The sequence below is a fragment of the Bacillus sp. cl96 genome (assembly GCF_900100505.1).
GTDB classification, from domain to species: Bacteria; Bacillota; Bacilli; order Bacillales; family Bacillaceae_G; genus Bacillus_A; species Bacillus_A cereus.
Genome location: NZ_FNDM01000001.1, coordinates 480,667 through 493,907, shown reverse-complemented (window position 1 = coordinate 493,907; position 13,241 = coordinate 480,667). Strand labels below are relative to the sequence as shown.

Here is a 13,241-nt window from a genome sequence, read left to right as displayed (position 1 = left end):
AAGATTATGAATATACAGGAAATCTATGGGTAGTAGATTCTAATAAATTACTCGGGGAAAATTTATTAATTAAGTATATTAACTTTTTCACACTAAATTTTACAACTAAAGGGGTAGTAGTAATCATGAAAGCAAAGAAATTAGTAAGTTTAGCATTACCAGTTATGTTATTGAGCGGTTGTATTACAATTGAAACGGATGGTAAGAAAGCTAATGAGCCAAAGAAAGAAGAAACACAACAGGTAGAGAAAGAAAATAAGGCTTCTGAAAAAGAGAGTAAGTCAACTGATAGCAAGAAAGAAGATAGCTTATCTGTAGCGAAAGGTGAAGGTACAAACAGTAGTTCATCAAGTAGTCAATCAAGTTCTTCTTCAAATAATTCAACTTCTTCACCTGGTAAGGTAACTGGTTCAGATGTTGAAAGGTACAAGGCAGATATCATAAATAGTGCTACTCAAATTGAAGATACAATGAAATTAATTGAAGGAATAGCAGATTCAGACGTAAAATCATACAAACAAAAGAAAAGTGAAGTACAACTAAGTTTAGGTGGAGCAAAGGCAACAACGAAGAAACTGAAGAATTTACAAGCGCCCCCTGAGTTACAGGGAGAACAGGCGAAGATAAAGCAGTCGATGGAACTATATGCGGATTGTTTTCAACTTCTTTTTGATGCATTGGACCAAGAAGACGAGAGTAAAATGCATCAATCATTAAGTAAAGCACAAGAAGGTTCAAAACTGTTTGAAGAAGCAGCGAAGAGTATTGGTAGTAAAACCAACTAAAAATAAAGTATTTAAAGGGGTATTTGTAAGTGCAGTTGGTGCAAGTGAAGAGTTAGGAATTAGTTATGGAAACACATTACAAATTTATCAAATGGACGATAATGTTCGTATTCGATATGTAAAACAATAAATAATTGGTGAAAAACTCTGTAATAAATTTTACAGGGTTTTTTGTTAGTTCTAGTTTATTTTTTGTCTTCCTAAGCGCTAAGCATACTAGTATAAGTTGAGAAATGAACAAAACGATAATGATAGGCAGATGATGTAACTCCATAGTAACTGTAACCATCTAAAGCCAAATTCATACACTATGATGGAGGCTTTTTACTTCATAACCGGATGAAAAAGGAGTGTAATCATGAAGAAACGTACTGTTAGTGAAGCGGGAGGGAATGTGCCGCAACCAATCCGTAGCGACGGAGCAGGTGCGATTGATTCTGGACCTCGTAATGTTATGCGGGATATTCAAAATCCGAATATGCTTGTTCCGCCTATAACGGATGCAGGGTTAGTTCCTAACTTGAAGTTTTCATTCTCGGACACTTCTATGATTTTGAAACAAGGCGGGTGGTCTCGGGAGATTACTGCTCGGGAACTACCGGTTTCGACGACGATTGCCGGAGTAAATATGAGTTTAACGGCCGGTGGAGTACGAGAACTACATTGGCATAAAGAAGCAGAATGGGCGTATATGCTTTTAGGACGGGCACGCATAACGGCTGTTGATCAAAATGGACGGAATTTTATTGCTGATGTTGGACCAGGTGATCTTTGGTATTTTCCTCCTGGTATTCCGCATTCCATTCAAGGATTGGAACATTGTGAATTTCTACTCGTTTTCGATGATGGGCATTTTTCTGATTTATCTACTTTAGCTATTTCTGATTGGTTTGCGCATACGCCAAAAGAAGTGTTGTCGGCTAATTTTGGAGTACCTGAGAGTGTTTTTCGTTCTCTCCCTTCAGATCAAGTTTATATTTATCAAGGAGAGGTGCCAGGTTCGCTTGAAAGTCAGGAAGTTCAATCACCGAAAGGAGAAGTTCCTTTAACATTCAAACATGAATTGTTAAAACAAAAGCCGATTAAGACGTCTGGTGGTAGCGTTCGAATTGTAGATTCCACAAATTTCCCTATTTCCAAAACAATCGCAGCAGCGCTTGTTGAGGTTGAGCCTGGTGGAATGAGAGAACTTCATTGGCACCCGAATAATGATGAATGGCAATATTATTTGACAGGGGAAGCGAGAATGACTGTGTTTCTTGGAAATGGTACCGCTCGTACATTTGATTATAGAGCTGGCGATGTCGGATATGTACCGTTTGCGACGGGGCATTATATTCAAAATACAGGTACCGAAACATTATGGTTTTTAGAGATGTTCAGAAGCAATCGTTTTGAAGATGTATCGTTAAATCAATGGATGGCACTGACTCCTAAAGAAATAGTGGAGAGTAATATACATGTTGGCCCGCAAGTAATGGATTCTCTGCGTAAGGAGAAGTGGCCTGTTGTGAAATATCCGGGGTTTTCATATAGTCCGAAAAGTGATGAGTAAAAATGAAAATTTGCGTTATTCTTTCTGGAGACTGATAAGAAGGGATGGCGTATTTTTTATGCCTAATCTAGTCTTTATCCCGCTATTTGCCGGGCAGTAAGACCCACCTCAAAATTCAGCGGAATCAAAGAAGTTAGGTGGGGCGCGGGCTGTCCGTAAAAGCCCGATTAGTGAGGGCTGATTAAAGTTTCACTTTATTAGTATCCGTCCCTTGTATTATTGTTCGGGAAATTATTATTGGAGCATAGTATAGGGAAGATACATATAAAAGAGCGCCATTATAAGCTGTAACGTATAAGTTGTGCAGGAAATGCAACAATAACTCGCTTTACTCTTCATCATTTATTTGAACATAATGGGCATAGAGAGGTGATAAACACAGTATGATTTTTAGTGAGCGTTTAAAAGAAGAAAGGGAAAAAAGAAATTGGTCGCAAAATGATTTGGCTGAAAAACTTCATGTGAGCAGGCAATCTGTTTCGAAATGGGAGACGGGAAAGAACTATCCGAGCATTGAAATTATTATTCATTTAAGTGATCTGTTCGGTATTACAATTGATGAACTGCTAAGGAGTGATGAAGAATTGACGCAGAAAATAATTGAAGATAGTAAGCAATTGGCGTATCCAAAATGGAAGGTGTTTTTTGATAGTCTATTTATGATAGGAGTATTTTTGTTTATTGCAAAAATCGTTGTATGGATGCTAAATAAGTTTGCTGGAGCAAGTATTACAATTGTAGCAGATGCGCCATATGTAATGAATCTTTTGCCCCTTGTATTCATGATTATAGGTGGTATAGGTTCCGATAAGTTGAAGAAAATATATAAATAGAGGAAAGATTTGAAAGAAATCCCCAACACTGGCTGTTCTTTTCACTTAAATTGTGTACTATAAAGGATAGGATGACATAAAGAAGGGGACATTTAGAATGGAATTTCATGAACAGAAGATTTTGCCGGCAGTGAGGCAAATTAAAGATTTGGAAAAGCTATTACATAGTTCGTATGAATATATCGTTATTTTAGATATTCATGTCGGTCAATTGAAGAGTGTTATATCACTTGCGAAGCAATATTGTAAAAAGGTATTTTTACATGTGGATTTAATTCATGGTTTGCAGAGTGATGGGCATGCGACGGAATATTTATGTCAGGAGTTTAGACCGTACGGGTTACTTTCAACAAAGGCGAGCGTTATTATGAAGGCGAAGCAAAAAGGTGTTGTGGCAATACAACGCATCTTTTTAATCGATTCGAGTGCGATGGAGAAGAGCTGCAATCTTTTAGATAAGACGAAACCGGATTATATTGAGGTACTTCCTGGAGCATTAACGGATGTTATCGCTGAAGTGAAAGAGCGTACTGGTGTACCGATTTTAGCAGGTGGTTTTATTCGTACTGTAGAAGATGTGGAAAGAGCATTAAATGCTGGTGCGACAGCAATTACGACATCAAAACGTGAACTATGGAAACATTACCAAAAAAAGTGACGAAAATGTGAATTTCTTCGTTGACACCGCTTTCATTTGCGGTTAACATTATAGACAAGTTAATAAACGTGACGGAGAAAAGTAGAGATCCACATTTCATTGTTTCTATATAAATTTATATAGAAGCGTGCAAGCTGTGGGTCTTTTTCTTTTGACAAAAACGAATGGCCATTCATTTTACCTCTATCACATTTGAAAGCGTTTAAATTGATTGTGGAGGGATACTATGTCAGCATTTTTAGGAGAGTTAATAGGGACTGCGTTGTTAATCGTACTTGGTGGCGGCGTTTGTGCTGGTGTAAGTTTAAAGAAATCGTTTGCGAAAGATTCAGGTTGGATTGTTATTACAATGGGCTGGGGCTTAGCAGTAGCGGTTGCAGCGTATGCGGTTGGATCAATTAGTGGGGCACATTTGAATCCAGCGTTAACGATAGGATTAGCATTTAAGGGAGCGTTCCCATGGAGTGACGTACCAGGTTATATCGTAGCACAAATGATTGGGGCAATTATCGGGGCAGTTATCGTATATTTACATTACTTACCACACTGGAAAGAAACAGAAGATCCAGGAACAAAGTTAGGTGTATTTGCAACAGGTCCAGCAATTCCGAACACATTTGCAAACCTTTTAAGTGAAATGATTGGAACATTCGTTTTAGTATTTGGTATATTAGCAATTGGTGCAAATAAATTTGCAGATGGATTAAATCCATTTATCGTAGGTTTCTTAATTGTAAGTATTGGTTTATCATTAGGTGGGACAACAGGATACGCAATTAACCCAGCGCGTGATTTAGGTCCGCGTATCGCACACTTCTTCCTTCCGATTGCAGGAAAAGGCGGTTCAAACTGGAAGTATGCATGGATTCCAGTAGTTGGTCCAATTTTAGGTGGATCACTTGCAGGTTTATTCCATCAAGTTGTATTTGAAGGAAAACAAAATTCAGCACTTATTTATGTGATTATCGCAACTGTGATTGTACTAGCAATCTCTTATATGACAAGTAAAAAAAGCGGAAGCAATACAAATAGTAGAAAAGTAGCATAAGGGGGAAACCGATATGAAAAAATATATTCTTTCATTAGACCAAGGAACAACAAGCTCACGCGCAATTCTTTTCAATAAAAAAGGTGAAATTGTTCATTCAGCTCAAAAAGAGTTTACACAACATTTTCCAAAGCCGGGCTGGGTAGAGCATAATGCACAAGAAATTTGGGGATCTATTTTAGCAGTTATCGCAACTTGCTTAAGCGAAGCGGATGTAAAACCAGAACAAATCGCTGGTATCGGTATTACGAACCAACGTGAAACAACGGTTGTATGGGATAAAACAACTAGTAAACCAATTTACAACGCAATCGTATGGCAATCTCGCCAAACAGCTGAAATTTGTGATGAGTTAAAAGAAAAAGGTTATAGCGAAATGGTTCGCGAAAAAACAGGTCTTTTAATTGATGCATACTTCTCTGGTACGAAAGTAAAATGGATTTTAGATAACGTTGAAGGTGCAAGAGAAAAAGCAGAAAACGGCGATCTATTATTCGGAACAATTGATTCGTGGCTTGTATGGAAACTATCTGGTGGTAAAGCACACGTAACAGATTACTCAAACGCATCACGTACGTTAATGTTTAACATTCACGACTTACAGTGGGATGATGAGCTTCTAGAAATGTTAACAGTACCAAAGAGCATGCTTCCAGAAGTGCGTCCATCATCTGAAATTTACGGAGAAACAATTGATTATCACTTCTTCGGCCAAAATGTACCGATTGCAGGTGTAGCTGGTGACCAACAAGCAGCATTATTTGGACAAGCTTGTTTCGGTGAAGGTATGGCGAAAAATACTTACGGAACTGGTTGTTTCATGTTAATGAACACTGGTGAAAAAGCAGTAGCTTCTGAGCACGGTCTATTAACAACAATTGCATGGGGAATAGATGGTAAAGTAAACTACGCATTAGAAGGAAGTATTTTCGTAGCGGGTTCTGCAATTCAATGGTTACGTGACGGAATGCGCATGTTTAAAGATGCCAGTGAGAGTGAAGTGTATGCGAGTCGCGTTGAATCAACTGACGGTGTATACGTTGTACCAGCATTCGTTGGACTAGGAACACCTTATTGGGATAGTGAAGTACGCGGCGCTATGTTTGGTGTAACGCGCGGTACGACGAAAGAGCATTTCATTCGTGCAACGCTAGAATCTTTAGCTTACCAAACGAAAGATGTATTATGCGCAATGGAAGCAGATTCAGGTATTGAGCTGAAAACATTACGCGTTGATGGCGGAGCAGTTAAAAATAACTTCTTAATGAAGTTCCAAAGTGATATTTTAGATGTTCCTGTAGAGCGTCCAGTAATCAACGAAACAACGGCTCTAGGTGCAGCATACTTAGCTGGTCTTGCGGTTGGATATTGGAAAAACCAAGATGAAATTAAAGAACAGTGGCATATGGACAAACGCTTTGAACCAACGATGGAAGCGAAAACAAGCGAAGAGCTATATGCTGGATGGAAAAAAGCAATTGAAGCAACAAAAGCTTTCAAATAATCATAAACAGTGTTATAATGGTGACAAGTTAATAATTCGGTAGGAGATTTGGAGAGACCACAACGCGCTATAGAGGCGAAATCTATAGCGGAGTTTGTGGTCTCTTTTTTCGTTATCAAAGGGAGGAATTACCATGAAATTTTCAAGTAAACAACGTAAAGACGTATTAAACGGAGTAAATAAACAAGAGTTAGATGTGATCGTAATTGGTGGAGGTATTACTGGTTCTGGTATTGCATTAGATGGAGCAACACGCGGGTTATCAACAATTGTGTTTGAAATGCAGGACTTTGCAGCAGGTACATCAAGTCGTTCAACGAAGCTTGTACACGGTGGTCTACGTTATTTAAAACAACTTGAAGTGAAAATGGTAGCAGAGGTGGGTAAAGAGCGTGCGATCGTATATGAGAACGGTCCCCATGTAACAACACCAGAGTGGATGTTACTTCCGTTCCATACAGGCGGTACGTTCGGATCATTTAGTACATCAATTGGTCTTCGTGTATACGACTTCTTAGCAGGTGTAAAACGAAGCGAGCGCAGAAAGATGTTTAACCGTGAAGAAACGCTAAACAAAGAGCCTCTTGTAAAAAAAGAAGGATTAAAAGGCGGCGGTTACTACGTAGAATATCGTACAGATGATGCGCGTCTTACAATTGAAGTAATGAAAGAAGCAATTGAGCACGGCGCAAAAGCTGTTAACTACGCAAAAGTAGATAGTTTCTTATATAAAGATGGAAAAGTATGTGGTGTACGTGTAATCGATTTACTAGACGGTGAAGTATATGAAGTTTACGGTAAGAAAATTGTAAACGCAGCTGGTCCTTGGGTAGATACACTTCGTGAAAAAGATAACTCGAAAAAAGGAAAAGTACTTCAGTTATCAAAAGGTGTTCACTTAGTAATTGATCAAAAACGTTTCCCATTAGGTCAAGCGATTTACTTCGATACACCAGATAAACGTATGGTGTTCGCGATTCCTCGCGGAGGAAAAACATACGTAGGTACAACAGATACGTTCTATGATAAAGACGCAGCTGTACCACAAATGACAACAGAAGATCGCACATATATCATTAATGCGATTAACTACATGTTCCCAAGCGTGAAAATTACAGAGAAAGACATCGAATCAAGCTGGGCTGGTGTACGTCCGTTAATTTACGAAGAAGGTAAGAGTGCATCTGAAATTTCTCGTAAAGACGAAATTTGGACTTCTGAATCTGGTTTAATTACAATCGCAGGTGGTAAATTAACTGGATACCGCAAAATGGCTGAAATGGTAGTAGACTACGTAACGAACTTACTACAAAAAGAAGGTCATAGCGCATATCCGAAGAGCGACACGAAACATATGCCAATCTCTGGTGGACATGTAGATGGTTCACACGGATTCCCAGCATTCGTTGCGAAAAAAGCTGGCGAAGGTACGAAATATGGTTTAACAACAGCACAAGCAGAAGAATTCGCGAAATTCTACGGCTCTAACGTTGACGTACTATTTGATTTAGCGAAAAAACATAAAGACGAAGCGAAAGAATACAACATGCCACTAGACGTTCTAATCCCGCTTGTATACGCAATGGATTACGAAATGACAGCAAAACCAGTTGACTTCTTCGTACGCCGTAGAGGCGCTGTATTCTTCAATATCCACTGGGTATACGAGTGGAAAGAAGCAGTAATCAACTACATGGCTGCGAAACTAGGCTGGAGCAAAGAAGAACAAATGAAATATACAGCTGAACTAGAAAAAGCATTAACAGACGCTGTAATTCCTGTAGATCAACAAGAACAGGCAGCTGCGTTAGCATAAAATAGAGAACCACCTGAAGGGGAGCCTTTAGGTGGTTTTTTTGGATTATTTTTCTAACTATGTTGTATAACGACATATGTTGTTATACTATGTATATAAGGTGGTGGTATTGTTGGACAAAGAAATCTTGAAGGGAAGTATAGATATTTTATTACTTTCTATCATTGCAAAACATGATACATACGGCTACGAAATAGCTCAAAGTTTAAAGGATGCAAGTGAAGATTTGTATAGTATGGGACAGGGAACTTTGTATCCTGCTTTAAAGAGATTAGAGAAAAAGGAGTTTCTTGAATCTTATTGGAATGAATCTGAGAATGGGATGAAAAGGAAATTCTATACTATTACAGATAAAGGGAAAAAAGAATTGCAGAAGAAAGTGAACTCTTGGGAGAGTGTAACAGCATTAATTCAAGCTTGTCAGAAAGGAGTTATTTATGAGTGAATTTGATGAGTATATTAAGTCTATTTTAGCCTATTCAGAACTTAGTGATATTGAACAGGATGAGTTATTTCTAGAAATGTATGATCACTTGAACAGCTTGAAAGAAGAATATATGGAACAAGGTATGAATGAAAAAGAAGCGATTTATAAAGCGATTCAAAGTTTTGGAGAATCAAAAGTTATTGGCGTAGAGATTAATAAATCGGTATACGAAGTTCCTAGGCCATTAAAGGTATTATCAAAAATTTTATGTATTCCTTATATAATCATTTGTTTTATTGTCTTTTTAGGAACGTTTATTTCAACTTCTACATTTGACTCTGTTCGCAGTTTGACAGGTGGTGGGACTGTCTATCATCCCATTGAATTTTGGCAGCAATTTTTACATATATCTGATTTAGAAACGTTATTACAACTTTTTGGAATAACACTTTGGCAAGTTAAAGATTTTATTGCACATCCAGGTCCTTGGGGAAACTCAACTTATTGGTTAAGCGTTTTACAACATATAATATTAGTAGTTCCATTCGGATTTTTCGTTCCAGTGCTCATTAATAAAGTGACTAACTATAAGAAAGCTCGTAAGTGGTATGTTATGACCTTTCTTGTTTGGGAGATATTACATTTACTAACTTTGTCTGATGTTTTTGATGTGTGGCGGATTGCTATAAATATGCTCGGTGCGTCGGTAGGATATCTTTTATTTATAAGCATAATGCAACTGGATAATAAATTTAAGGTTATGCGAAAGAAGATATTTGAAAATTAGCTCGCTATTCTGTAGTTTAAATTATACAAATTTAATTTGATGGTAATAGAGTATCGCTGAAAACATAGGTACTATGTAGTGAGAGGATTTTTTATATTCGTAATAGGTGTTGTTCCTTGTTTAATCCTACTGTTATGAAGCGGGTCCATAATCCGTCTTTATTGGTGCTATAAATGATGAGAGCGGCACAGCTGAACTAGAAAAAGTCTAGAACAACAAGAATAGGCGGCTGCTTTAGCGTAAAATAGAAAACCAACTGAAGGGGAGCCTTTAGGTGGTTTTTTCTCTTGACTAAAAATAAATAAAATGTGTTACAATGATGATAGAGTATTTAGTATGAATTTTGCATAAAATAAAGAAGACAGAAGCCTGAGAAACTTCTGCCTTTGTAACCTAACTTGCTATTGTGGTGGTAGTAGGTGCGGTTATAAGACAATTACATTAACGTTTTAGCCGAGAACCGCCCTTACCTTTTCCACGAAGCAGGGTGGTTCTCGCTTTTTTGTATACAGAAATTAGCCATGGACCGACGTATCTTCTACCGATGACAACGCCAGCTCCGGTTAGGATACCATACACTAATTTAATTACAAACATCGCGATCATATTATCACCTCCCCCTTTTTTCAAAATGGAAGAGATGACTGCCACACCTACTAGTTATAGCTTATTAAGTTACGTATTCATTGTATTATGTTTTAAAATAGGGAACAAGATATATGGATGAAAATTCCTGTTTTTAAGCAGAACATTAGTGTCAGGGGACAAGAAGTAAATAAATATACATAAAAAAACGGTATGGACATTACCATCCGTATTTTTTTATGTATTTATAAAACTTTTCCATACAGTCTGTCGTCTAATATATGGGAAGGAGGAAATGATGTGGATGAATTAACGATAGAAGCGTTTGAAATAGAAGATAAGGAGGACCTTATCGACGAAATAATGAACAAGTATGGACAAGAAGTCCTACAGCTTGTGTATTCATATGTGAATAATAAAGAGGTTGCGGAGGATGTAACGCAAGATATATTTGTGAAATGTTATAAATCTCTTCATACATACAAAGGGAAATCGAATGTGAAAACGTGGTTATGGAGAATTGCGATCAATCAATGTAAGGACTATATAAAAAGTTGGTATAACAAAAAGGTAATCGTTACAGAGGATGAATTTGCGTATAGTGGGATTCAAAATGATAGTGTCGAACAAACTGTCATTCAAAATGCTGAGGATAGTAGGTTAGCTTCTGCAGTAATGAATTTACCGATAAAATATCGAGAAGTCATTTATCTATTTTATTATGAAGAATTATCAATTAAAGAGATTGCTATGGTAATAGACGTAAAGGAAAACACGATAAAAACGAGACTGAAAAAAGCGAAGGAACTTTTGAAGGAAGGATTGGAGGAATAATCAAATGGAAGATCGATTAAAAGGCTTGCGAAAATCAATGGAGAACACAACGTTTAAACATTTGAGTTTTTCTGATCAGCACCAGAAGCAGGTGCGCGAAAAAATTAAGCAATCGTCCGAAAAGGAAGGAGATATCCTTTTAGCAGTGTTACAACTTCTTATGAATGAAAAAACAGGTTATGAATTGATGCAGTTACTAAGAGGAAGAGGGATTCAAAAATTCGAAGGTGATGAAGGGTCTCTATACACTTTATTACATCGTCTAGAACAGAATCGCTTTATCCAATCTAGCTGGGATCACGCAGGAGCTAAATATTATCAATTAAATGATAAAGGAAACAAGATGCTGCGAAAGGCAGAGAAAAATGCTACAAAGGCACGATTTATATTAAAAGGCTTAGTACAGGGGTGAGAAAAAAATGAACAAAAAAGGAGAGCGTTTTTTAAAAGAAGTTACGAACCATATTAAATCAAAAGAAGCGAAGGACTTAGTAGCAACGGAACTAGATTTTCACTTGAAACAGACGAAGAATATGTGGATGGATAAAGGATTAAGTGAGGAAGTTGCTGAAGATAAGGCTGTTGAACAAATGGGGAGTCCGATTAAACTTGGCCGGGAACTTAACAAACTTCATAAGCCAAAGGTGGATTGGTTCTTACTTATTTTATTAGTAGCTGCTATGGGGTTAGGGTTTTTACCAATAATCGCTCTTGGGCATACGAACGATTTACTAATGAACAAAGTAATTTTTGTAATTCTCGGCATTGCAACAGCTGTTGGGATGATGCTGCTTGATTACCGGAAGCTAGAAAGACTCGGGTGGCTGTTTTATACAATTGGAATACTTATCTTGTTAGCTATAAAATGTTTTCCGACTGGTTACGTGATTGGGGAAGCGATAATAAAAATTGGCCCCATCAAAATTGACTGTTTAATGACCATACCATTCTTCTTTCTAGCTTGGGCTTCTTTTTTCAATAATAGTAGGTTAAAGTTTATACATCTTCTCATGTTGTACGTATTTTCTTTATATTTATTTTCAACTATATCAATTCTTTTACCCGTTTTCATCTACATTACGATGGTATTTGTTATGCTTTGGTGGAGTAAGTTAGGAAAGAAAACGGCATGGCTCATTACGATTTTACCTATTGTACCATTGATTATTAGGGATCTACTTTCCTGGTCTGCTGTAAAAGAATACCGTATGGCCAGAGTTTTAGGAATGTTAAACCCAGAGCATGATCTATGGTATTTACGTTTAAAAGAGGCGATGTCTTCAGCAGGTTGGTTCGGTACATATGAAAATATAAAGTCTATCCGTGCTGCCCATACTGATTTTGTATTTGCAAGTTTGACTTACTATTATGGATATGTACTTGCGCTAGTTCTTGTCGTGATTCTTTCTCTTTTTGCAGTAAGAATAATGAACATAGCTTATAAAATAAATGATGGTTATGGTAAATTGCTTCTCGTTGGCGGAGTGACTCTTTTTGTAATCCATTTTATTTGTAACGTTGGCATGACCCTCGGGATATTACCACGTGTTTCTATATCATTACCATTTATTAGCTACGGATTGATACCAACTCTGTTTCATGCATTTATAATGGGGATTGTGCTGAGTGTATATCGACGTAAAGATATGCCATTTAGAATGAAGAGAACACCTTGATAATAATCAAGGTGTTTCTTTTATATGTAAAAAGAATTCACTATTATAATTAAGTACGGCATACTAAAAGAACAACAAAATGATATTTTAGCATCACTTACATATAGGAGGACAAACAAATTGAGTAACCTCACTCGTTTACGTACACAAATTTTAATAACGAACACGTTCATGGAACTATTAAAAGAAAAACCATTCTCAGCCATTACGATTAATCATATTTGCGAAAAAGCAATGATTCATAGAAGTACGTTTTACCGTTATTACGTTGATAAGTATGAGCTCTTTAGTGCCACGATAAATACTGTTGCCATAGAGCTATTCGAACAAACGAAGCAAGGTTTAAATTTAGAACGTACATTTTTTGAAGAAGTAATTGATTACATAGATGTCAATCGTGCGTTGTTTTTTAACGTTACGAGTAAAAATAATAGCCGTGAATTATATGATAAGTTGATTCAACTTGGTGGGGAGGCTTTATATGAAAATGCAACGCAATATAACGACCCTCTTTCAAGGGAAATCCAAAATTCAGATTATCCAAATGTGTTATGTGATTTTTACTGTAGTGGATTTTTTGAGATTATAAAGAAATGGATTAATAATGAATATCCGTATTCAAAAGAAGAACTCATCTATATCGTTAATAATTTTCTCATAAATGAACCAAAATAAGACATATGTCTCATTTTGAGACGTATATTCATTTTTATTCATCGTTTTCCTCTAAAGC

The 13,241-nt window shown here is 36.9% G+C and carries 15 protein-coding genes; 14 read left to right on the top strand and 1 reads right to left on the bottom strand.

Annotation, left to right across the window (positions count from 1 at the left end):
• The first annotated feature begins 125 nt into the window (after positions 1 to 125).
• The 10 genes from BLT20_RS02690 to BLT20_RS02645 all read left to right on the top strand — a co-directional run bounded on the left by BLT20_RS02690 (position 126) and on the right by BLT20_RS02645 (position 9,413).
• Positions 126 to 785, top strand: a complete 660-nt coding sequence (locus BLT20_RS02690) for a DUF7018 domain-containing (lipo)protein (RefSeq protein WP_000644849.1) — start codon at positions 126 to 128, stop codon at positions 783 to 785.
• Positions 766 to 915, top strand: coding sequence for a hypothetical protein (locus BLT20_RS30425; RefSeq protein ID WP_000260576.1), 150 nt, complete (start codon positions 766 to 768; stop codon positions 913 to 915). Before BLT20_RS02690 ends, BLT20_RS30425 begins: the two co-directional genes overlap by 20 nt.
• Before the next feature lie 228 nt (positions 916 to 1,143).
• Positions 1,144 to 2,340 carry an oxalate decarboxylase family bicupin gene (locus BLT20_RS02680; RefSeq protein WP_000747530.1) on the top strand — a complete coding sequence of 399 codons (1,197 nt, stop codon included), beginning with the start codon at positions 1,144 to 1,146 and terminating at the stop codon, positions 2,338 to 2,340.
• Between the two features lie 383 nt (positions 2,341 to 2,723).
• Positions 2,724 to 3,173, top strand: coding sequence for a helix-turn-helix domain-containing protein (locus BLT20_RS02675; RefSeq protein WP_000577652.1), 450 nt, complete (start codon positions 2,724 to 2,726; stop codon positions 3,171 to 3,173).
• Between the two features lie 97 nt (positions 3,174 to 3,270).
• On the top strand, positions 3,271 to 3,831 hold the full coding sequence (gene glpP, locus BLT20_RS02670) for a glycerol uptake operon antiterminator GlpP (protein ID WP_000394285.1): 561 nt from the start codon (positions 3,271 to 3,273) through the stop codon (positions 3,829 to 3,831).
• Positions 3,832 to 4,057: 226 nt separating this feature from the next.
• The gene (gene glpF, locus BLT20_RS02665; protein WP_001272200.1) at positions 4,058 to 4,879 is read left to right on the top strand and encodes a glycerol uptake facilitator protein GlpF; all 822 of its coding nucleotides are present in this window, start codon (positions 4,058 to 4,060) and stop codon (positions 4,877 to 4,879) included.
• Between the two features lie 13 nt (positions 4,880 to 4,892).
• Entirely contained in the window at positions 4,893 to 6,383 is a 1,491-nt protein-coding gene (gene glpK / locus BLT20_RS02660; RefSeq protein WP_000760011.1) for a glycerol kinase GlpK, read from the top strand.
• A 133-nt stretch (positions 6,384 to 6,516) separates the two neighbouring features.
• Complete coding sequence (glpD, locus tag BLT20_RS02655; protein ID WP_000672831.1) at positions 6,517 to 8,199, top strand: aerobic glycerol-3-phosphate dehydrogenase; 1,683 nt, start codon at positions 6,517 to 6,519, stop codon at positions 8,197 to 8,199.
• Between the two features lie 112 nt (positions 8,200 to 8,311).
• Positions 8,312 to 8,644, top strand: coding sequence for a PadR family transcriptional regulator (locus tag BLT20_RS02650; RefSeq protein ID WP_000356628.1), 333 nt, complete (start codon positions 8,312 to 8,314; stop codon positions 8,642 to 8,644).
• Positions 8,637 to 9,413, top strand: a complete 777-nt coding sequence (locus tag BLT20_RS02645) for a VanZ family protein (protein ID WP_001288376.1) — start codon at positions 8,637 to 8,639, stop codon at positions 9,411 to 9,413. The genes BLT20_RS02650 and BLT20_RS02645 overlap by 8 nt, the downstream gene beginning before the upstream one ends.
• A 441-nt stretch (positions 9,414 to 9,854) precedes the next feature.
• Here the strand turns inward: BLT20_RS02645 and BLT20_RS30420 are convergent, their stop codons facing one another.
• Positions 9,855 to 10,019 carry a hypothetical protein gene (locus BLT20_RS30420; RefSeq protein WP_000561154.1) on the bottom strand — a complete coding sequence of 55 codons (165 nt, stop codon included), beginning with the start codon at positions 10,017 to 10,019 and terminating at the stop codon, positions 9,855 to 9,857.
• A 279-nt stretch (positions 10,020 to 10,298) separates the two neighbouring features.
• Here BLT20_RS30420 and BLT20_RS02635 point away from each other — a divergent pair, with 279 nt between their 5' ends.
• From BLT20_RS02635 to BLT20_RS02620, 4 genes are all read left to right on the top strand, one after another.
• Positions 10,299 to 10,832, top strand: coding sequence for a sigma-70 family RNA polymerase sigma factor (locus BLT20_RS02635; RefSeq protein WP_000344003.1), 534 nt, complete (start codon positions 10,299 to 10,301; stop codon positions 10,830 to 10,832).
• Between the two features lie 4 nt (positions 10,833 to 10,836).
• A complete protein-coding gene (locus BLT20_RS02630; protein WP_000390153.1) occupies positions 10,837 to 11,244 on the top strand; it encodes a PadR family transcriptional regulator in 408 nt (135 codons plus the stop codon).
• A gap of 7 nt (positions 11,245 to 11,251) precedes the next feature.
• Positions 11,252 to 12,508: an FtsW/RodA/SpoVE family cell cycle protein gene (locus BLT20_RS02625; RefSeq protein WP_001034628.1), complete on the top strand. Its 1,257-nt coding sequence runs from the start codon at positions 11,252 to 11,254 to the stop codon at positions 12,506 to 12,508.
• 120 nt (positions 12,509 to 12,628) lie between these two features.
• Positions 12,629 to 13,183 (top strand): TetR/AcrR family transcriptional regulator C-terminal domain-containing protein, encoded by a 555-nt coding sequence (locus BLT20_RS02620; protein WP_000067983.1) that lies wholly within the window; start codon positions 12,629 to 12,631, stop codon positions 13,181 to 13,183.
• The last annotated feature ends 58 nt before the right edge of the window (positions 13,184 to 13,241 follow it).

Excerpts from the sequence above, each read along its gene's own strand:
- BLT20_RS02690 (WP_000644849.1), top strand. The coding sequence starts at position 126 with ATGAAAGCAAAGAAATTAGTAAGTTTAGCATTACCAGTTATGTTATTG.
- BLT20_RS02680 (WP_000747530.1), top strand. The coding sequence starts at position 1,144 with ATGAAGAAACGTACTGTTAGTGAAGCGGGAGGGAATGTGCCGCAACCA.
- BLT20_RS02675 (WP_000577652.1), top strand. The coding sequence starts at position 2,724 with ATGATTTTTAGTGAGCGTTTAAAAGAAGAAAGGGAAAAAAGAAATTGG.
- glpP (WP_000394285.1), top strand. The coding sequence starts at position 3,271 with ATGGAATTTCATGAACAGAAGATTTTGCCGGCAGTGAGGCAAATTAAA.
- glpF (WP_001272200.1), top strand. The coding sequence starts at position 4,058 with ATGTCAGCATTTTTAGGAGAGTTAATAGGGACTGCGTTGTTAATCGTA.
- glpK (WP_000760011.1), top strand. The coding sequence starts at position 4,893 with ATGAAAAAATATATTCTTTCATTAGACCAAGGAACAACAAGCTCACGC.
- glpD (WP_000672831.1), top strand. The coding sequence starts at position 6,517 with ATGAAATTTTCAAGTAAACAACGTAAAGACGTATTAAACGGAGTAAAT.
- BLT20_RS02645 (WP_001288376.1), top strand. The coding sequence starts at position 8,637 with ATGAGTGAATTTGATGAGTATATTAAGTCTATTTTAGCCTATTCAGAA.
- BLT20_RS30420 (WP_000561154.1), bottom strand. The coding sequence starts at position 10,019 with ATGATCGCGATGTTTGTAATTAAATTAGTGTATGGTATCCTAACCGGA.
- BLT20_RS02630 (WP_000390153.1), top strand. The coding sequence starts at position 10,837 with ATGGAAGATCGATTAAAAGGCTTGCGAAAATCAATGGAGAACACAACG.
- BLT20_RS02625 (WP_001034628.1), top strand. The coding sequence starts at position 11,252 with ATGAACAAAAAAGGAGAGCGTTTTTTAAAAGAAGTTACGAACCATATT.